The sequence below is a fragment of the Flavobacterium sp. 38 genome (assembly GCF_057799715.1).
This window is the reverse complement of the sequence record NZ_JBYNWZ010000004.1, coordinates 351,476-370,540: the sequence shown is the minus strand read 5'-3', so window position 1 is coordinate 370,540 and position 19,065 is coordinate 351,476. Positions and strand designations below refer to the sequence as shown.

At 33.9% G+C, this 19,065-nt stretch carries 19 protein-coding genes; 12 read left to right on the top strand and 7 right to left on the bottom strand.

Translation table 11 applies throughout. The features are described from left to right. Nucleotides 1-381: 381 nt before the first annotated feature. Both AC3E9W_RS12940 and AC3E9W_RS12935 read right to left on the bottom strand, forming a co-directional pair. Complete coding sequence (locus AC3E9W_RS12940) at nucleotides 382-1,353, bottom strand: helix-turn-helix domain-containing protein (RefSeq protein ID WP_488768681.1); 972 nt, start codon at nucleotides 1,351-1,353, stop codon at nucleotides 382-384. A gap of 34 nt (nucleotides 1,354-1,387) precedes the next feature. Beyond that, nucleotides 1,388-2,356, bottom strand: coding sequence for a helix-turn-helix domain-containing protein (locus tag AC3E9W_RS12935; RefSeq protein WP_488768679.1), 969 nt, complete (start codon nucleotides 2,354-2,356; stop codon nucleotides 1,388-1,390). 179 nt (nucleotides 2,357-2,535) lie between these two features. Here AC3E9W_RS12935 and AC3E9W_RS12930 point away from each other — a divergent pair, with 179 nt between their 5' ends. Further along, nucleotides 2,536-2,784, top strand: a complete 249-nt coding sequence (locus AC3E9W_RS12930; RefSeq protein WP_306159103.1) for a hypothetical protein — start codon at nucleotides 2,536-2,538, stop codon at nucleotides 2,782-2,784. A 69-nt stretch (nucleotides 2,785-2,853) separates the two neighbouring features. On the opposite strand, the gene AC3E9W_RS12925 is transcribed toward AC3E9W_RS12930, so the two are convergent. The 3 genes from AC3E9W_RS12925 to AC3E9W_RS12915 form a co-directional block, all read right to left on the bottom strand. Continuing rightward, complete coding sequence (locus AC3E9W_RS12925) at nucleotides 2,854-3,240, bottom strand: hypothetical protein (RefSeq protein WP_488768677.1); 387 nt, start codon at nucleotides 3,238-3,240, stop codon at nucleotides 2,854-2,856. Then, complete coding sequence (locus AC3E9W_RS12920; RefSeq protein WP_488768769.1) at nucleotides 3,170-3,322, bottom strand: hypothetical protein; 153 nt, start codon at nucleotides 3,320-3,322, stop codon at nucleotides 3,170-3,172. Before AC3E9W_RS12920 ends, AC3E9W_RS12925 begins: the two co-directional genes overlap by 71 nt. A gap of 484 nt (nucleotides 3,323-3,806) precedes the next feature. Beyond that, the gene (locus AC3E9W_RS12915) at nucleotides 3,807-6,005 is read right to left on the bottom strand and encodes a hypothetical protein (protein ID WP_488768676.1); all 2,199 of its coding nucleotides are present in this window, start codon (nucleotides 6,003-6,005) and stop codon (nucleotides 3,807-3,809) included. Between the two features lie 299 nt (nucleotides 6,006-6,304). Between AC3E9W_RS12915 and AC3E9W_RS12910 the strand changes: the two genes are divergently transcribed. Continuing rightward, nucleotides 6,305-7,000 carry a LexA family transcriptional regulator gene (locus tag AC3E9W_RS12910; RefSeq protein WP_488768675.1) on the top strand — a complete coding sequence of 232 codons (696 nt, stop codon included), beginning with the start codon at nucleotides 6,305-6,307 and terminating at the stop codon, nucleotides 6,998-7,000. 225 nt (nucleotides 7,001-7,225) lie between these two features. Further along, nucleotides 7,226-7,426: a hypothetical protein gene (locus tag AC3E9W_RS12905; protein WP_488768674.1), complete on the top strand. Its 201-nt coding sequence runs from the start codon at nucleotides 7,226-7,228 to the stop codon at nucleotides 7,424-7,426. Between the two features lie 69 nt (nucleotides 7,427-7,495). Here AC3E9W_RS12905 and AC3E9W_RS12900 read toward each other — a convergent pair whose 3' ends face one another. Both AC3E9W_RS12900 and AC3E9W_RS12895 read right to left on the bottom strand, forming a co-directional pair. Next, on the bottom strand, nucleotides 7,496-9,499 hold the full coding sequence (locus AC3E9W_RS12900) for a RagB/SusD family nutrient uptake outer membrane protein (protein ID WP_488768673.1): 2,004 nt from the start codon (nucleotides 9,497-9,499) through the stop codon (nucleotides 7,496-7,498). A gap of 12 nt (nucleotides 9,500-9,511) precedes the next feature. Beyond that, entirely contained in the window at nucleotides 9,512-12,904 is a 3,393-nt protein-coding gene (locus AC3E9W_RS12895) for a SusC/RagA family TonB-linked outer membrane protein (RefSeq protein WP_488768671.1), read from the bottom strand. Between the two features lie 353 nt (nucleotides 12,905-13,257). Between AC3E9W_RS12895 and AC3E9W_RS12890 the strand changes: the two genes are divergently transcribed. The 9 genes from AC3E9W_RS12890 to AC3E9W_RS12850 all read left to right on the top strand — a co-directional run bounded on the left by AC3E9W_RS12890 (nucleotide 13,258) and on the right by AC3E9W_RS12850 (nucleotide 18,995). Continuing rightward, nucleotides 13,258-13,518 (top strand): hypothetical protein, encoded by a 261-nt coding sequence (locus tag AC3E9W_RS12890; protein WP_456897157.1) that lies wholly within the window; start codon nucleotides 13,258-13,260, stop codon nucleotides 13,516-13,518. Between the two features lie 53 nt (nucleotides 13,519-13,571). Next, on the top strand, nucleotides 13,572-13,958 hold the full coding sequence (locus AC3E9W_RS12885; protein WP_488768669.1) for an ACT domain-containing protein: 387 nt from the start codon (nucleotides 13,572-13,574) through the stop codon (nucleotides 13,956-13,958). 95 nt (nucleotides 13,959-14,053) lie between these two features. After that, complete coding sequence (locus AC3E9W_RS12880; protein WP_488768667.1) at nucleotides 14,054-14,422, top strand: hypothetical protein; 369 nt, start codon at nucleotides 14,054-14,056, stop codon at nucleotides 14,420-14,422. A gap of 18 nt (nucleotides 14,423-14,440) precedes the next feature. Beyond that, entirely contained in the window at nucleotides 14,441-15,859 is a 1,419-nt protein-coding gene (locus AC3E9W_RS12875) for an aminotransferase-like domain-containing protein (RefSeq protein ID WP_488768666.1), read from the top strand. Nucleotides 15,860-15,866: 7 nt separating this feature from the next. Continuing rightward, nucleotides 15,867-16,349, top strand: coding sequence for a GNAT family N-acetyltransferase (locus AC3E9W_RS12870; protein ID WP_488768665.1), 483 nt, complete (start codon nucleotides 15,867-15,869; stop codon nucleotides 16,347-16,349). 83 nt (nucleotides 16,350-16,432) lie between these two features. After that, nucleotides 16,433-17,167 (top strand): type 1 glutamine amidotransferase, encoded by a 735-nt coding sequence (locus AC3E9W_RS12865; RefSeq protein WP_488768663.1) that lies wholly within the window; start codon nucleotides 16,433-16,435, stop codon nucleotides 17,165-17,167. Between the two features lie 195 nt (nucleotides 17,168-17,362). After that, nucleotides 17,363-17,884, top strand: a complete 522-nt coding sequence (locus tag AC3E9W_RS12860; RefSeq protein ID WP_488768662.1) for an RNA polymerase sigma factor — start codon at nucleotides 17,363-17,365, stop codon at nucleotides 17,882-17,884. A gap of 47 nt (nucleotides 17,885-17,931) precedes the next feature. Beyond that, entirely contained in the window at nucleotides 17,932-18,141 is a 210-nt protein-coding gene (locus AC3E9W_RS12855; RefSeq protein ID WP_306159122.1) for a hypothetical protein, read from the top strand. A gap of 11 nt (nucleotides 18,142-18,152) precedes the next feature. After that, on the top strand, nucleotides 18,153-18,995 hold the full coding sequence (locus tag AC3E9W_RS12850; RefSeq protein ID WP_488768661.1) for a FecR family protein: 843 nt from the start codon (nucleotides 18,153-18,155) through the stop codon (nucleotides 18,993-18,995). The last annotated feature ends 70 nt before the right edge of the window (nucleotides 18,996-19,065 follow it).

The following is a 19,065-nucleotide window of genomic DNA, read 5'->3' as shown; positions in this document are numbered from 1 at the left end:
CTTCATCTTCATTTTCTAATCCATCAAATCCATCATCCTCTTCATCTGGAGATAGATACAAAAACTCTAATTCTTTTTCATCTGTAATCATAATTTCTAAGTTTTTATTTGTTATTAAATTTATTACTCTAATTCATTTTAAGCCATCGATTTATTAATTGCATTTATGATCACAAAGAGCTATATCGCTATTCATGGTAAACTAGAGGATCAAAAATCACTTTGTATTATTTGTGCAACTTTTCTTATTTCAATCTAAGGTAAACAAAAAAAAGCCCCGAATTTAAAAATGCTCACTTTTCAACACATAACATATTAAAAAACAAACACTTATGTGTTTAAATTAGATTTAAAAAGATGTTTCAATTTTAATTTAGAGCGCTAAGAAACACTACGATTACTGGAAACAAAATCTTTATGAGGAAGTACTTTAAATCGTTTTTTATAAGTAGCTGAGAAAAAATCTGAATTTGAATACCCAATTTCATGGGCAACTTCATATATCGTATTAAACTTTCCGCTTCTTAACAATTCTCTTGCCAGCAAAAATTTTTCCTGCAGAAAAAAAGCTTTTGGACTGCATTTAAATACTTTTCCAAATAATTTAATGTATTTTGATGCTGACATACCCGCAATGCGAACCAGTACATCTGTTCCAGGAAATTTTTCCAATAACTGTTCCATCAGATAGACTTGAGTATCTTTTATACGCTGTATATCGGCCTCTGATAATTCATTTCTTAAAAAATTATTTTCATCAAGCCTCTCCACAAGATTGCCAAAAGCTTGCAATGCAACAGCTTTTAAAGAAAGTTCAAAAGAAACATCATCATAATTACATTCTCTTAGCTTCAACAACAATACTCTTGTATGGCTGTCAATATGACTATAAAAATAAATCGTGCTTTTTTGCGCACAATTTTCTTCAATAATTAATTCAGGCATTTTAGAGCCCAAATGTTTTTTGAGCGTCTTTTTGCAAATCAGTAAACGAAAAGAATACATCCGTTCTGAAATTGGAGGAATATATACACTTTTTAATGAAGCGTCTACAACTCCAAGTCCTAATTTTGAGTGATAGCCAACTTTGTTTTTATTGTTATTAACTTCATGAATACTGATTTCATCGCTTATGTCGTAATAGACAATACAGAAATCATCAGCAGAAGGAATTTTGGTAAACTCTATTTCAACATTAAAAATAAAATCATTAAGTACCACCATTAATCCGGGCATTATTTCTGCCAAATAAGAAAATCCGCTCGCTATGCTTTCAGGAAACACCAGTAAATTTGGATAGACAAGTCTGGCTCCAAGACTATCTACAAAGTCTTGCCTCCACCCTGTATCCATTGTTACAGTATGAGAAAATTGGATTCTTTTTTCGTTAGATCTGAGCTGCATAATCTTTAGGCAAAACACCGAAGTAGTTTTTAAATAAACGGGTTAAATTGGAAGCTGTAGAGAATTTTAATTGATCTGCAATTTCTGCAATACTGCATTTTCCTGCTACCAGAAAATCTCGCGTGAGTTCTAATTTATTGTTTAAATAAAATTCGTAAGGCGTAAGCCCTGTAGTTTTTTTATACAAGGTTTTGAATTTTGTTTCCGACATACACGCATTTACCGCAAGAACTTTTATGCCCGGAAAAGAATCCTGAAGTTTGCTTAAAAGAAAATCCTGAGTCATACTGATAAAAGCAAGATCATTAGTATTTAATGTAAGATTAGCAGAATTTGATTTTTGAAGTTCATCAAAATGATCTGCTAACAAATTAAATACGGTAGCTCTGAGAAATAAATCGAAACATACAGAAGAAATCTCTTTTTTTCTAAATTCTTCAATAATTTGAAAACTGTTATAACTCATTAAGCGATAATTCACCGCCATATTTTCTTCATAATCAGAAATATTCTTTAATCGGTACGAACTCAAAAAAGAATTTTTATAGAATGCTTTTTTTATGAAAATACAAAAATTATAGGTTTTAGTTCCAGACTTAATCATGTATTCAAGATCAACATTCGAATCTACAATTGCCAAATTATATTTTTGTTGTCCCATATAATGTTCTACTTCATTATAAATATGAGCAGAATCTCCTTCAGAAAAATTAAAATATATGCCAATAAAATCATCTTTAGAATTTTGTAATTTAAAATGTACATCCTGATGATAGATTGCATCTGTAAACATTACTGTAATATCTGAATTAACAGACAATACATATCGAATTCCAGTATGTATTTTGGGACTTGCTATAATATGATTATTTTCTACAAAGCCACCCAAAGCTTTCGCCATAATTTCTACCCACTCTGTTTCTACTCCAAATCCATGAACCACCTCTTTCATCTGCCAAAAATTATCAGTTATACTATATTTTAATATTTCTTAGATTAACTATGGGCCAAATATCAAACATATCACCTATATATTACAGCATAATAATATCACTTTAAGACATATTTACTTTAAAAAAATACAGGAACTACCAATTTAAAATAGTTATTTTGCAGCGATAATTTTTTAACATGGATATAGTCAAATTTAAGATCACATCTAAAACGATAAAAGTCGAAGTGCGCAATTCTAACAATTATGTTTTCAATTTTAATACTGCTTTAGATATAAAAAAAGAAGACAAAGATGTTCTATTAAAACTATATCATGCACTCGATCTTCTTTTTAAGAAAGAGCAGAATATTGAAAACAAAAACTACATTTCGCCAAATCAAACCAATATTTTAGATCAGATTTCTGATGCTGATAATCTGGAATAGATTTATTGTAAAATATAAAAAACGAGTTAAAATTAATTAACTCGTTTTTGCTTTAAATTTATTCTGATTTTAAATTTTGCTTTCGTCTTCAACAGCATCTTGCCATTTGTCCCACATTTTGACACCTGCATCGTAACCGTCATAACCAAAGTTCTGACTTAATTGTCCTTTAATATTTGGCTCTATAGCAAGCCTAAATGGAATTGGCCAGTAATTATTACGTTTGTCCATCGTATAAAACTTCACTCCTGGTTTTAAAGAAATACCAGCCGGATATTTATTGTAAAGCGTATAATGCACAATACGCTGCCACCAATAACTTCCTCCAGTTGCATCTTTCCCAGATTGCTTATCCCAATTGTCTTTACTATACGTATTTCCCCATTCATCTGCTTTTCCGCTTAAAGCCAAACAGTGCGAGATGCGTTTTAATTCTACGTTTCTCCATTCTTCCATATAAAGCTCTCAGTTTCTGGACATGAAAACGATCGGTAACACTTACAGCGTTTGGGAAACATCCCTTAGCAATCAAATTCATGTTTCCTGCCATTTCCAAGGTAATTTCCTTAACTTGAACTCACTGTTTTAAAAGGTATTTTAACAATAACATCTATAACTGATTCTGCTTTGGTTCCTGAAAGAGGGGGTTTCGTCTATTGATAAACGTTTGCCAATAGTCTTAAGAAAAACAAACCACTTTTTGCATGTTTCTTTTGATCCCAAATTTTAAAATTACTTGAAAAATCTTTACTGAGCCTGCAGATTTTTACCTCCAACTCCAGAAAACAAAGCTATGACATTGCAATCATTTGAGCTAGAATCTATTGATTTCATTAAAAAAGACGTAAATTCCTGGGTTACATGGGTTCCGTCTGTTACCAAATCCCAATCTCAAAATTTTAATATTTTCCCAACAACATTTTAACTTGGTCCAACTTAAACAGAAGATAAAAATCAACGCTAAAATGCTGAAGATTTTTTTGATTTCTTTTAACACATCTACAGCATTGTCAATTTTATTTTCAATTATAAACTCTTATTTCTAATCTTGCATTATTCAATACATCATCTGAATATGTAAATCCTATATCGTATGATTCAATAAACAAAACATTACTATTTACACTATTAGATTGCAAAAATCCTTTTCCCGACCCCATTTGCACAATAGAGAAAGTTTTCCCTGAAACAAAAGCTCCAGCTAAGGTTGCGCTATATCTCCCCTTATCAGTTCTAGTCAACAAAATATCACCTATTGTATTTTCTAAAACTACAGCGGCAGGATCAGAAGTTCCTGATTGAGTTAATAATGCCACATAAACCTTGTAAGGTCTCGTCACCTCATCCAATTGTCCTTTATTAACAGCTTCAGTACTTAGCACAGCATTCGGCACTTTTACTGTTCCTGTAAAAAAACCTTTACCGTAAAAATAACAATCTTTACCCCCATTCAATTGAAAATGCAAATCATTATTTGCAGAAAAATCACTTTTATAACCCGCTATAATAGCCTGATTACTGCTATTAGTACCAAAAGCAATTCCATTAGATTGATTTTGCCCACCAAAATGAGACGAAAAAGTATTTATTGGACTATTAGAACTCATTCCGTTAAGAAATGCTGTATTCTCAGAAGATGTTTGATAATTATTTCTAACTACCGTATTCCCTGAATAAATATTATTTATAAATTTTATTGACACGTCTTTTAGCAACGTAAAATCATTAAAACCGCAATCAATAAAAATATTTCCTGTAATGGCTCTGCTTTTTTGATTTTTAGGAGCAATATTCTGAGGCGACAGAGAACTACATATCTGTGTGTAATTTTTAAAAATATTTCCTTCCAATAACACTTCATCAGTTAAATTATTAGGCTCCAAATTTGGATAGAAAAAATTATTGACACATGAACCATTATTTACTCCTTCAAAATAATTACTCGAAACAATTAACTTCCCTGGATTCCAAGAGTTTTCAATAACACAATAGCTATGATCTGTTTTCAACGGATCAATCTGATTAGTTCTAAATGCCGTATTTCCATGAATTAATGTCCCTTGAATATTTTCACCCAAATCAATTGGTGGCGAGGACAAATGCACAAAAGACCCATTTAAATCCTGCGCATAGTTATTTATTACTTTAATACCTGAACATACGATATTTTCATTAGAAACGTCTTTAAAACAGCAACCGGACACCTCACCTCCATATCCGTAGTTATGTATCATAGTATTAAAAGCCCAATAGTGAGATGAGGCATTATTTGCTTTATTCCCATCAAAAACAAAACCTATAACTTTATACGGCATTGCCAACGGATATTGCACACCAGATAAGATTTTAAAAATTTTTCTTACTCCTGCACCACTAGGATAAACGGCAGATCCTGTAGAATTATTTACAAATCCACCTATAACATCATTTAACGCAATTAAATTCCCAGTTATATCTGCAATAACAGCTTCATGCGAAGTCTGAGAAAATGAATCTCCCACAAATACATGAATCTTATCACCAATTTTCCAATCAGCAGGCACTGAAGAAACTTCTATAGCTGTTGAGGTATCTCTAGCATCAGAACTTAAAGACGTTTTACTTTCGTCATCCCTTCTAATGGTAGCGCCATTTCCAACAAATACTTGACCTTTTTTGGGTATTATTTCATTATTTATAGTATAAACGACATCATTTTTAAAAATAAAAGTTGCGCTCTCAGGTGCCAAATTAATTAATGCCTGTAACCAAATAGATTCATAAACTGACGAATCCCTGTAATCTTCCACATAATAAGTATATTTACCAGACTTACCCTCTAAAGCTACATGTAAATCAGTCTGATCTGATAAAACTCCCATTATATCGCCCCAATTTACACCAATAATTTCTGAGGGTAACACATCTGAAATTATCGAATCTGTAACAGTTACTGTTGCTATTAAAACACTATTAACAGGGACATGCGGAACAGAAGAAACTTCAAGAGCTTCAATTCCCGAAATCCTAACTATTTGATTTTCTTCATTACCAACAACAATATCTGTTCTTGAAAACCCAGTTGATGAATAAGGCACATTAACAACCGTATCCTCAAAAGTTTGACAATATTTTCCTTCCATAATCCAAACTACATCTGGAATTACAATATTGTTCCCTAAAACTGTTATAGAACCCGCCTGCGACACTAGACCATTTCGTGTAATTTCTTTTTCTCTCATTTTTTATTTATTAATTATTATTTCTTTTTCAGACAAAACAACTGCTTGGTTCTCAACAACACACAGCAATTATCATTCACAAGCGATTTGCTTAGTTTAAATTCCACTATTCAGGCATTCACAATAGCCTGAAAACTATTTATTTGCTATAATCAACCACCTCAACATTTCAACAAACTTTTTAGTACATTTGCATATTCTTATTTTACCAAACAAATATACATAACTTATTATGTATAAACAAAACTTTTTATGCAACAAAACTGTATAGTCATTAATTTATATCCATTCTAGTTAAAATGAAATTAAAAGAAATAATTGACACTATTAAGGAACACAACATAACAGCTTATGAAATAGCTAAAAACACACTTTTAACTGAAGTTGGTATCAATAAAATCTTAAATGGAACTTCTCAAAACCCTAGAAAATCTACTTTAAAAATTTTGGAAGATTACATAACTAGTTATCCTAATAAAACATATGACAATACAAAATCTTATAATTCAAACACAAGATCAAACACCGCATACTCTACCGTAATTTCGAATGTTATGTATGTTCCATTAGTCAATCAATATGCCTATGCAGGATATTTAAATGGATTTAATGACCCAGAATTTTTAGAAGAATTACCCAGAATTCCATTTATAGTCGAAAAAGAATACAAAGGGCAATACATGTGTTTTGAGGTTAAGGGAGATAGCATGGACGATGGCTCCCATGAAAGTTACTTGGAAAGAGATATCTTACTCTGTCGAAATGTTCGGAATGATTATTGGAAAAGCAAACTCCATATAAATAAGTGGGATTTCGTAATTGTAGATAAATATAACGGAATCTGCATAAAACGAATTATCAATCATGATGTAGATAAAGGAATTATAACCTGTCATTCTTTAAATGAATATTATGAAGACTTTGATATTGATCTTCGCGATGTTTCCAAAATATTTAATATCATAGACGTCCAAAGAAAGAGAAATCGAAGATAATCCAGATCTTTCAAAACAAATTAAATTAGTTTTTTCCTTATTCCATATTTAATAACTAGATTTTCGAATATAAAGAATTGAAACAGATAAAATTAAGTAAAAATTACAACTTAAGCATAAAAAAAATGCTATTTTAAACAGAGACCTGATTAAAATTAAATCTCTTAGGAAATAATTTTCATATATTATAGATTTAAGATCACATCTAAAACGATAAAAGTCGAAGTGCGCAATTCGAATAATTATGTTTTCAATTTTAATACTGCTTTAGATATAAAAAAAGAAGACAAAGATGTTTTATTAAAACTATATCATGCACTTGATCTTCTTTTTAAGAAAGAGCAGAATATTGAAAGCAAAAACTACATTTCGCCAAATCAAACCAATATTTTAGATCAGATTTCTGATGCTGATAATCTGGAATAGATTTATTGTAAAATATAAAAAACGAGTTAATATTAATTAACTCGTTTTTGCTTTAAATTTATTCTGGTTTTAAATTTTGCTTTCGTCTTCAACAGCATCTTGCCATTTGTCCCACATTTTGACACCTGCATCGTAACCGTCATAGCCAAAGTTCTGACTTAATTGTCCTTTAATATTTGGCTCTATAGCAAGCCTAAATGGAATTGGCCAGTAATTATTACGTTTGTCCATCGTATAAAACTTCACGCCTGGTTTTAAAGAAATACCCGCTGGATATTTGTTGTAAAGCGTATAATGCACAATACGCTGCCACCAATAACTTCCACCTGTGGCATCTTTCCCAGATTGCTTATCCCAATTGTCTTTACTATACGTATTTCCCCATTCATCTGCTTTTCCGCTTAAAGCCAAACAGTGCGAGATGCGTTTTAATTCTACGTTTCTCCATTCTTCCATATAAAGCTCTCTTCCTCTTTCTGCACAAATATCACCAATCGTTACGGTTGTATACATTTGTGATGCTTTTGCTCTAGTTCTTACTACATTCACATCTTGAGCAGCTCCAGAAACGTTTCCTTGATAAAAACGCGCTTCTGCACGCAATAGATAAGTCTCAGCCAAACGATAGATGTACATGTGTGCACTAGCTCCAGCAGTAGCTCCCTGAAAATCGTTTGCTGCTGGATTGCCTTCAGCCACAACATCATGATAATAGATTTTATAATGCGGAAAATCATACCAATCGCGAATAGAATCTTGCGCTAATAGTTTTCCAGTTGCATCCTTCATTCTAAAATTTTGCCCTGCCCATGTTGCGCTTCCGCCTGCTCCAGGAGCATATTTAAGATCTTCCATATTTACCCAGTTCCCAACAGTGCTATTGTGTCTAAGATCTACCTTATCCTCAATACCATTAACTTTCCACATAGGATGTTGTGAATAATAAGAACCGCTGATTGTACCAATTCCACGTCCTAATGCTCTTTGATAATCATATTTTGCATTATAATTCGTTTTATCTGTCAATGGAAAACGCGGTGCTGCTGTTTTACCGTCAGGCGTAATTAAATTGGCATCGTTCCAGTTTGGCCCAAAAATTCGCATCGAAGAAAAGGCTAAAAAGGATTGCGCTCCTCCATTTGGCGCGACCAAAATTGCTTCTGTATTATTAGCAATTACTTTATTTTCTGGTCGGTGCAAATCCCAGATTACATTTCTAGTTATTGGCCATGCTGTCGGATTTCCTCCTGGATCAAAAATTCCTAAATTTCCTTGTACTAAAGAATAGCCTGATTGGTTAATTAGAATGTTAGCTTGCGCTTCTGCATCAGCAAATCTTCCAGATGCCAAGTAACATTTTATCAAAAGCTGACGACACGCACCTTTACTAATCATACCCACATATCCAATTTTAGATTGTTCTGGCACCCACTCCACAGCTTTTTCCATATCTGCTGTAATCATTTCGATAATGGCTTCTTTTTTAGTAGAATAATAACTCTGCTTTGGAACCTCCAAAATTTTGGTAATCAATGGTATGTTTCCGAATTGATATACTAGATTCAGGTAACGGTACGATCTATGAAAATAGGCCTGACCGATATATTTATTTTTAACCTCTGGAGATAAACTTGTCACATTACCAATATAAGTTAATACCGTATTAGCATTCTTAATTCCCGTATAAGCTTCTGTCCACATAAACCCAAGATAAAGCGCTTCACCACCTGCATCTCTTCTAAAATCTCCAGTCGGAACGATATTAGCCGCATAATCTGCAATATTACTGCCGGTATCTGTTTTTCCATATTGTGCCATATCAGAAAATAAATATTCTGTACCAATTGGCACACTTACACCAGAATAACCAAAGTGGATATAATTATTTCGCAGCTGTTTATCGCACAATGCCAAAGTAGCCTGCAATCCAGCTTCAGTAGAAAAGGTTGTTTCTGGTTCGTAAAACGAAAGCGGGTCTGCTTCGAGAAAATCTTTTGAGCAAGAACTAGCCAGCGCAGCAAATGCTACGACAGGTGCCAGTCTTAAAATTTTATTTTTTATATATTTTTTCATTTTGAATAATTTTTAAAGTTGGAAATTAAAACCTAAATTAAACTGTCGTGTAGCCAATCCGCCTGTTTCTGGATCTCCGTAATATTTCCATTCTTTAGAAGCAGCCCACGTGGTTACGTTCTGAACCGAAGCATAAATTTTTATGGTTTTAATATTCAATCGGTCTAAAAGATCTTTAGGAAGCGTATAGGCCAATGAAATGTTGTCTAAACGAACAAAACTGCGGTCGTACAATCTTCCTGGTGCAACTGGAGTTCCAGCAGGGCCTTTTGCATCCAGACGCGCCCATTTATTGGTTGGGTTGTCCAATGTCCAATATGGATTTACATAAGGATTGAAGTTGAATTTGTATAAACTGGCATCGTTAAACGTATTCATGTAGTTGGAATTAAGTGATTTTCCTCCCACATTAGAATACATGCTAATTCCTAAATCCCAATTTCTAAATATTTTAAAATCATTACGCATCGACCACTGTACAGGAGAATTGCTGTTTCCTAAAAACTGTTTGTCTTTTTCATTATAAACCGCTTTTTTATATGAATTCCCGTCTGAGTCCACTGCATCTAAATCGTCTGCTGTGTAGCTATTGGCTACTTTTGGATCTCCAGGACGCTGCCCGTATTTTTGAGCCTCTTTCCATTCGTCTTTTTGCCAGATTCCAGTTATTTTATAATCCCAAATTTGAGTAATTGGTCTTCCTATAAACCATCCGTTAGCCGAATCATCTCCTTCTTTTTTTCCAATAACATTTCCGCTAGGATCTTTAATATCAACCATATTTCCATATAGCGAAATGATTTTATTTTCGTTATAAGAAATTCCTAATGAAGTACGCCATTCAAAATTTGGCTTTTTAAAATTAAGCGTATTGATACTCAATTCAACACCCTGATTTTGAATCTCTCCCAGATTGGTGGCAATGGCTGAAAAACCAGTAAAACCAGGCAGAGACTGACTCATAATCATATCATTAGTAGAGGCTCTATAAAGATCTAAAGTAGCCGTAATGCGATCGCGCAAGAAACCTAAATCAAGACCAATATTGGTTGAGGTAGTTTTTTCCCATACTAGATTTGGATTTGCCATTCGGTCTAGCGACAAATACTTTATTTCAAGCGCTTTTCCAGAAGGATCTAAATATCCCATAGTTCCCGTATTTACTAAGTTTGCCAAAGAAACGTACGGATCTTCAAGCGACCTGTTTCCGTTTTTACCCCAAGACAAACGCAATTTACCTGTAGACATGGCCTCCCAATTGAACCAGCTTTCGTTTTTAAAGCTCCACGCTACACCAAATGAAGGGAAAGTTGCATACGGATTTGAAGCTCCAAATGCTGAATATCCGTCACGACGAACAGTCGCTGTCAGCATATAACGATTATCAAACGAATAGAAAAGTCTCGCCATTAAGGCGTCTGCAGTTTCATGCGTGTCATTTGATCGAAGTGCGCTATTTGCCATTGTTGCCGTATTCACAAGATGAAATCCTAACGCATCTGAAGGCTGAATATTAAAGGCATCCATTTCATCTGACCAATATTGTCGTTCTTCAGCTTCTTGAACAAAAGTGGCAATAAAGTGATGTTTTTCAGCAATGGTATAATCCCATGTTATGGTATTATTCAAGTTATAATCAAATCTTTTCGAATTTTTTCTAGTTACTCCAGTGGTCGCAGCAGGCCAGTTCGGATTCTGTGTCGATCTAAAATAACGATCATTAAAAAACTGGTAGCGAGGCGCAATATTAAACGTATACGTAATACCCAAAGGCAAAGTAATTTTTGTATTGAAAATAGTATTCAATGTTGTATATCCTGTCTCTTTTTCAATAAACTGGCGCTCGTAGTAATAGTTGTAATTCTGCCCAGAAACATTTTTCCCCATCGGCTGTCTTTCATATTTGCCATTTGCATCAATGAAAGTTCCAAACGGACTGGTTCTCATCATATTATTATCTCCCGCATTGGTACCTAAAGAAGGCGTTACATCTCCATCTGAACGGTCTTGAAAATTAACATTGGCTCCAAAATCCAGCCAGTCGGTAATTTTTGCATCCACTTTCATATTAGAACGCGCCGCTTTATAATCATTACCCACAATAGCTCCTTCAGAAGTTAAATAGCCAAAAGACATATAATAATTTACTTTGTCGCTTGCACCAGAAATACTCAAGTTATTGTCATGATTAATTCCCGTTCTAAAAGAACTGTCACTCCAATCGTGCGTTTTATCTGCCAAGAAATTAGCCATTAGCGAAGGGTCAAAATTCAAACCTAAACGTGCTCCCCAAACTTCTTTAGAACTTTTTCCTACCGTTTGTGCAGCAGGCTGATACGCTAGCCATTGCGCTTCTGTAATTCCCCATTTGCCTAAATCATTTGGGTTTGAAAAATACCCTGGCTTATTAGGAGCAACTGTTCCTGATATAAATGCTTCGTATTGTCCCGTTGCTGTATTCACACCATAAGTTTGGGCAGTTTCCCAATCTTCACGATATTTTAAGTATCCTTCAGGAGAATACACACCGCGATAAGCGCTCTTATTGCTAATGGTCGTATTCGTAGTAAAACTAATCATCGGTTTGCCCGTTTTACCTTTTTTGGTCGAAATCAAAATAACTCCCGCTGCCGCTCTCGATCCGTAAACAGATGCTGCCGATGCATCTTTTAAAATATCAAGCTGTGCGATATCATCAGGATTGATTTCTGAAAGCTCACCGTAAAACTGCATTCCGTCTAAAATAATAAGCGGCGAATTATGTGGCCCTCCTGTTTTTTGATTTTTGTCTGAACTACCCGTATACACAGAAGTCTGCCCACGAATCTGTATGTTTCCGCCTCCTTTTGCAGAAGGATCATATCCTACACGCACACCCGGAGTTCCTCTTAAGATATCCTGAACCGTCTGCGGATTCTGGTTTACGAGCCTATCAGGCGTTACCTGAACAACTGCTCCCGTTAAATCCTTTTTCTTCATTTTACCATAACCTACAACCACAACTTCTTCTAATGAAGTGGTCGTTTTTTGCATTTTTATAGTAATCGAAGTTTGGCCTTTTACAGCAACTTCAGTAGTTACGTAGCCCAAATAAGACACGACTAATACTGCATTATCGTTGCCTAAGTTTAAAGTAAATTTTCCGTCAAAATCTGTTGTTGTTGCATTTTTACTTCCTTTTTCTAAAACTGAAACACCCGGCATCGGCATGCCGTTTTCATCATTTACCTGCCCTTTAATGCTTTTTTGGAGTTTCGCATTTTGTGACAGTGCTGTCGTGGAACTAATCGCGTAGCCATCAATTTGAGATAAAGAAAACAACGCGCAGAGCATTATCATTTTCTTCTTCAAATTAAATTTAGACACGCCATTAGGACTTTTTTTAATCCTAATAAAATTTGTCATTTGATTGGTAATTTGGTTAATTAAATAGTTAGTTTTGAAAAAATTACTCCAGATCGATTCACATCAAATCAGTTCGTAATCTGGGATGCAAATTTGATTAATAGTGACTTTAGGAAGGAAAAATAAAATCCGTTTTTGGGGATAAAATAGTCTAGAGAATATATTTTTATACTGATTTCTCATAAAAAAATAAATTATCTAAAAAAATTCCGATAAAAAAATTTTGGTTTCTTATTTTTCACCTTTAAAACTTTATAGATTCTAAGTGAAGAATATTTTAGAAAAAATCTTTAACAGAACATTCCATAACTTCTATTAAAATAGTTATTTTGCAGAAGAGATAATTTTACAACATGGATATAGTCAAATTTAAGATCACATCAAAAACGATAAAAGTCGAAGTGCGCAATTCGAATAATTATGTTTTTAATTTTAATTCTGCTTTAGAAATCGAAAAAGCAGATCGAGATGTTTTATTAAAACTATACAATGCGTTAGATCTTCTTTTTAAGAAAGAACAGATTAGCGAAAACAAAAACTACATTTCGCCAAATCAGACTAATATATTAGATCAGATTTCTGCAGCTACCGATAATTTGGAATCTGAAAAATAATTCCATTTTGTTTATTAGCCTTCTTAAATTTATTTTCTTAAAAAACAATTAAAATGTCTGGAGAAAAAAATCTCGATATCCTCTTAAAAAACCTAAATCCTGTTTTAAATGAAGGGCGATATGTTTATTGCTCTGTAACCAATATTGACAAAATTCCTTTCTCCAAAATTTTGTTCCTATTTAAAGAAAGTGAAGGAATTACCGTGATTCTAAAAAAAGAAGATGCAGACGAATTCAATCTTAATTATTCTTATGTTGCGGCTTGGATTACTTTTAAAGTTCATTCTTCACTAGAAGCCGTTGGAATGACCGCTGCATTTTCAAAAGTATTAGGCGACGCAAACATTAGCTGTAATGTTGTGGCCGCTTATTATCACGATCATGTTTTTATTGACGAAAAAGATACAGAATGTGCTATGAACGCGCTTCGTTCTATTTAATCTCTTTTTTCTAATTTCAATCTGTACCCTTAAAAAAACTATTTTCTGTATCTGTACCCAAATCTTGAATAGCTTTAATTTTGCTAAAAAAGAGTATGGAATCGCAGGTATCAAAAAAAGACAGCATAACATTTAGAGAAGTTTACATCTTTGACATGGAGATTTTGCAAAACATCTTCTGTCAAAATATATCTCTTAATGATGAAAATGAAACATCTTTTGGAATTCCGTTTTTGCTTGCAGAAAAGGCAGGAAAAATTATAGCTTTCGCGAGCTTGATTGTAGATCAAAACAATTTAATCGATTATCAGATCTATGATGATGGCAGTTTAACCGCAGAAAATAAAACTGCGTTTCAGGATTCTATCTCAAATTTTCTAAAGAAAAAAAAGAGTGATAACTTTAACAATCCTGAACAGTTAAAACAAAGTGCCGAACAAATTTTTCAATGTCTAAGTTTTTAGATACAGCAAATTAGCAAAATGAAGAATAACGAAACATTGTATCTAAAAATCGCCAAAATAATTGAAGATCAGATTCATAATGAAACCCTGATGCTTGGCGATAAACTGCCTTCTGTTCGCAGTGCTCAAAAATTGTATAATGTTAGTCTCAATACCGTTAAACAAGCTTATCTTGAACTGGAAAGCCGTTCTTTAATTGAATCCCGTCCAAAAACAGGATATTACGTTAGTAAAAGTTCGCAGCGCACAACAGCACTTCCTACGGTTGCCAATATAGACAATCACGAAACAGAAAATACTCCCGAAGATCTTATTGACAAAGTTTTCGGTACGCTCAATAAGCCAGATATTACTCAGTTTGCGCTTGGTTTGCCTGGAAAAAATTTTCTGCCTATTGCCAAACTTAATAAGGGAATTATCAATGCTGTTCGCAGCAGAAACGATGCTGGAACTCCGTACGAACCCGTTCAAGGTTCTGAGGAACTTCGCCGTGCCATTGCAAAATGGGCGCTGGTCATGGAAGGAAAAATCACCGAAGATGATCTTGTCATTACTTCTGGTGCCATGCATGCCATTTATAATGCGCTTATGGCGGTCACTTCTCCGGGAGATAGCGTTGCCGTAGAAAGTCCGGCTTATTTTGGAATATTGCAGGCGATTAAAGCTTTGGGTTTAAAGGCAGTCGAAATTCCGACGCATCCTTTATATGGTTTAGATTTAGATGCTTTCAAAAAAGTGCTTCCCGAAATTAAAGCCTGCTGTTTCATCACCAATTTTAATAATCCGATGGGGTTTCAAATGCCTGACGTAAATAAAAAGGAATTGGTGAGACTGATAACCGAATACAATGTTCCTTTAATTGAAGATGATCTTTATGGCAATCTTTATTTTGGCTCTGAACGGCCTAAACCTTGCAAATTTTACGATGAAGCTGGTTTAGTTTTATGGATTGGTTCTGTCTCGAAAACTCTTGCGCCAGGGTATCGCGTGGGATGGATTGCGCCTGGGAAATTTAAAGATCAAATTATAAGGCAAAAACTAATTCAGACGGTCTGCAATTCTCCTTTGTACTCAGATGTGATTACAGATTTTTTAGAACACGGCCGTTATGATCATCACCTGAGAACATTTAGAAATAAACTTTACACTAATTATTTGCAAATCAATCGTGCGGTAGAATCTTATTTTCCAGACAATACCAAAATTGCACAGCCAAAAGGAGGTTTTATGTTATGGCTGGAATTGGATGAAAGAATTTCGACAACCGAATTGTACAATACGGCTCTTGCCCAAAAAATCAATTTTGCTCCCGGAAGAATCTTTTCGCAATACAATCAATATAACAATTGCATGAGACTCACTTATGCTTTGGAATGGAATGAGCGTGTCGAATCTGATTTGGAAAAATTAGGCAGTATAATAAAAAACAGTATTTAATAATATCATGAAAAATAACGAACAAATAGAAATAGTTACCTATAAACCAGAATATAAAAAGAGTTTTAAGGATTTAAATATAGAATGGATTTCGAAGTATTTTGTAGTCGAACCAAATGATGTAAAAGCGCTTGACCACACCGAAGAATATATTATAAACAAAGGCGGCGAAATTTTTTCTGCTATTTTAAATGATGAAGTTTTAGGCGTTTGCGCTTTAATTAAAAGTGACGGAAAAGATTACGATTACGAATTGGCAAAAATGGCGGTAAGTCCGAAAGCACAAGGAAAAGGCGTTGGATTATTATTGGCAGAAACAGCTATAAAATGGGCTAAAGAAAAAGGTGCAACTCGACTTTATCTGGAAAGCAACACCAAACTGCAGCCCGCCATTAAATTGTATGAAAAATTAGGATTTAGAGAAATAACTGGAATTTCTTCGACCTATGACAGAGTAGATATTCAGATGATGCTCTTGCTGAATTCTTAAAGCTGGACTATTTTATTAAAAGAAAAAGTGGACTATTGGTATTGTTCTTTTTCAAAATAAATTTGCTTTAAATTCTAAAGAAGATGAACATACACTTTGTACAACACGAAACCTACGAAGCTCCGGGCGCATATCTAAATTGGGCAGAAAGCAGAAATCATAAAATATCTTTTTCTAAAGTTTATGAAAATGACGCATTGCCAAATTCTGTTGACTTAATAGATATGCTGATTGTAATGGGCGGACCTCAAAGTCCCAATACGACTCTAGAAGAATGTCCGCACTTTAATGCTGAAGCTGAAATATCCTTAATTCAGAAATGTATTGCTGCAGGAAAAGCAGTTGTTGGAGTTTGCTTGGGTTCGCAATTAATCGGCGAAGCTTTGGGATCAAAAGTCGGTCATAGTCCAGAAAAAGAAATTGGCGTTTTCCCAATCACTTTAACCGAAGACGGAATTAAAGATGAAAAAATAAATCATTTTGGTTCTGTTCTAAATGTCGGGCACTGGCACAACGATATGCCAGGTTTAACAAAAGAAAGTAAAGTGCTGGCTTTTAGCGAAGGCTGCCCTATCCAGATTGTTTCGTATTCTAATCTTGTGTACGGTTTTCAGTGCCACATGGAATTAACCGCTGAGGTTGTTTCTCTTTTAATTGAGAGCGAAACTGATTTATTGGCGAAAAGCAAAAAACACCAATTCGTTCAAAATCCAGAAGAAATTCTTTCGCATGATTTTAGTGAAATGAATGAAAAACTTTTTCAGTTTCTAGATAAACTTGCCGCTGATTATAAAGTTAAAATTTCAAATGAACAATAAAAACAAACCCTTAGACAAATGTTTAAGGGTTTTTATTTGAAATCTACTGTAACATTTCTCCAATAAAAGCGTCCAATCTTAAATTAAATTACGGTTCTTTGTAACTAATTACATTTTGAGATTACTCAATTTCCGAATACAATAATATTGACACCAATGAGTTTAGACTAGGAAGCTAGTCACGATATTTTCGTTATGGACAATAAAAAATTTATTTTAAGTTTAAAAAAAGGTAATGAAGCAGCTTTCAAAGAAGTATACTTCAGCTACTACGACAAACTTATCAATATTGCCAAACGATTTAATTCTTCTGTTTTTACTCCCGAAGACTTCGTTCAGGAAACTTTCATCAGACTTTACAACAAAAGAGAATTGCTTAACGAAGAAGTTTTGTTCGACAAACAAATATTTGTGATCTGCAAGAACGTTATAATCAATCACGTTAACAGAGAAAACAAAGTAATTCCTTTAAATCCTGTTCAAGTTGACCTTCCTGAAGAAGAACCAGAATCAGGAGTTTTTGAAGAAAGACAAGAAAAATTACAAAACTTCATCAATCAGCTGCCAGAACAGCAGCAAAAAATATTCACTTTACACAAACTGGAAAACCTTAGCTATAAGGAGATTGCAGAAATAACGGATCTTTCTGAGAAGACCATTGCCAATCATATTTATCTCGCCAGTAAATTTATTCGAAAAAAAATCGAAAACCATTAGGAACTTTTTAGTTCTCGTTTGTTATACTAAAAAACAAAGAACTAAAAATGCATATCGAAGCGTATAAAACTAATGTTAGAACCAAAAAAGATGCAACGCTACTCATTGCTCTTTTACAGTTCGTTATTTCCGACTGCATCATAAATTTTGATAAGCAGGGACGCGATAATATTCTCAAAATCGAAACCAACAGAGAAATTCACGAAATGGTTTACGGCGTTTTTACCAAACAAGGCTTTCATTGTCAACTTATTTAAAAATCTAAAAAATGGATAACGAAAAATTTGACAAGGATTTCGAAAAGCTTTGGAACGAAACCTCCCATTCTCATTCAAATGAAGAAAAAGAAACTTCGTGGGAAGAATTTCGTGCCAAAACTTTTACTGTGAAGAAACGCTCTTTCAGACCGTGGCACTACTGTTCTGCTGCCGCTGTTTTACTTTTTGTTTTAATTGGAACCGGAATTTATTTTAACGGAGAATCTTCTACCGAAAATGTAGTTCTAGCTGAAAATGTAATCGAAAATACAACTTCAGCAATAAAAAATATTGTATTGCCAGACGGCTCCAAAGTGGAACTGAGTCCGAATTCAAAAATTACGTACGGGCAAAATTTTGCTTCAAACAGAAAAATCGAAATTGACGGTCAAGCGTATTTTAAAGTTAAAAAAGACAAACAGCATCCGTTTCAGGTTTTCTGCGACGAAACTACCACAACAGTTTTAGGAACTTCTTTTACCGTTAAAGAATCTGAAAATGAAGAAATAACTGTTGAGCTTTTTGAAGGAAGCGTAGAAATGAGCGTAAAAGGCAAAGACCAGAAATGGATCTTGAAACCTGGCGATAAATTCACTTACGGAAACGAAATTGCTTCGGTAACAGAATTCAGCCGATTTGTAGATTTTGATGACGAAAAACTCTCTGTTATCAGTCAATATATTGAAGAAAATTACGGTTATAAAGTCAATATTCCGAAAGAAAATCTAAATCAGAAAATTACCATTCGAATCAATAAAAAAGAAGATTTAAAAACAATTGTCCAACTAATATCAGAAATGTATAACCTAAACTTTGAAATAAATGAAGATTTAAAGCAGATTAATTTTCAATAAAAACAAAAAGGATGTAAGCCGCGAAACTCCACATCCTCCTAATATTCAGGATAACACGAGGTTATTCCAT

Excerpts from the sequence above, each read along its gene's own strand:
- AC3E9W_RS12940 (WP_488768681.1), bottom strand. The coding sequence starts at position 1,353 with ATGGATACAGGGTGGAGGCAAGACTTTGTAGATAGTCTTGGAGCCAGA.
- AC3E9W_RS12935 (WP_488768679.1), bottom strand. The coding sequence starts at position 2,356 with ATGAAAGAGGTGGTTCATGGATTTGGAGTAGAAACAGAGTGGGTAGAA.
- AC3E9W_RS12930 (WP_306159103.1), top strand. The coding sequence starts at position 2,536 with ATGGATATAGTCAAATTTAAGATCACATCTAAAACGATAAAAGTCGAA.
- AC3E9W_RS12925 (WP_488768677.1), bottom strand. The coding sequence starts at position 3,240 with ATGGAAGAATGGAGAAACGTAGAATTAAAACGCATCTCGCACTGTTTG.
- AC3E9W_RS12920 (WP_488768769.1), bottom strand. The coding sequence starts at position 3,322 with ATGAATTTGATTGCTAAGGGATGTTTCCCAAACGCTGTAAGTGTTACC.
- AC3E9W_RS12915 (WP_488768676.1), bottom strand. The coding sequence starts at position 6,005 with ATGAGAGAAAAAGAAATTACACGAAATGGTCTAGTGTCGCAGGCGGGT.
- AC3E9W_RS12910 (WP_488768675.1), top strand. The coding sequence starts at position 6,305 with ATGAAATTAAAAGAAATAATTGACACTATTAAGGAACACAACATAACA.
- AC3E9W_RS12900 (WP_488768673.1), bottom strand. The coding sequence starts at position 9,499 with ATGAAAAAATATATAAAAAATAAAATTTTAAGACTGGCACCTGTCGTA.
- AC3E9W_RS12895 (WP_488768671.1), bottom strand. The coding sequence starts at position 12,904 with ATGACAAATTTTATTAGGATTAAAAAAAGTCCTAATGGCGTGTCTAAA.
- AC3E9W_RS12890 (WP_456897157.1), top strand. The coding sequence starts at position 13,258 with ATGGATATAGTCAAATTTAAGATCACATCAAAAACGATAAAAGTCGAA.
- AC3E9W_RS12885 (WP_488768669.1), top strand. The coding sequence starts at position 13,572 with ATGTCTGGAGAAAAAAATCTCGATATCCTCTTAAAAAACCTAAATCCT.
- AC3E9W_RS12880 (WP_488768667.1), top strand. The coding sequence starts at position 14,054 with ATGGAATCGCAGGTATCAAAAAAAGACAGCATAACATTTAGAGAAGTT.
- AC3E9W_RS12875 (WP_488768666.1), top strand. The coding sequence starts at position 14,441 with ATGAAGAATAACGAAACATTGTATCTAAAAATCGCCAAAATAATTGAA.
- AC3E9W_RS12870 (WP_488768665.1), top strand. The coding sequence starts at position 15,867 with ATGAAAAATAACGAACAAATAGAAATAGTTACCTATAAACCAGAATAT.
- AC3E9W_RS12865 (WP_488768663.1), top strand. The coding sequence starts at position 16,433 with ATGAACATACACTTTGTACAACACGAAACCTACGAAGCTCCGGGCGCA.
- AC3E9W_RS12860 (WP_488768662.1), top strand. The coding sequence starts at position 17,363 with ATGGACAATAAAAAATTTATTTTAAGTTTAAAAAAAGGTAATGAAGCA.
- AC3E9W_RS12855 (WP_306159122.1), top strand. The coding sequence starts at position 17,932 with ATGCATATCGAAGCGTATAAAACTAATGTTAGAACCAAAAAAGATGCA.
- AC3E9W_RS12850 (WP_488768661.1), top strand. The coding sequence starts at position 18,153 with ATGGATAACGAAAAATTTGACAAGGATTTCGAAAAGCTTTGGAACGAA.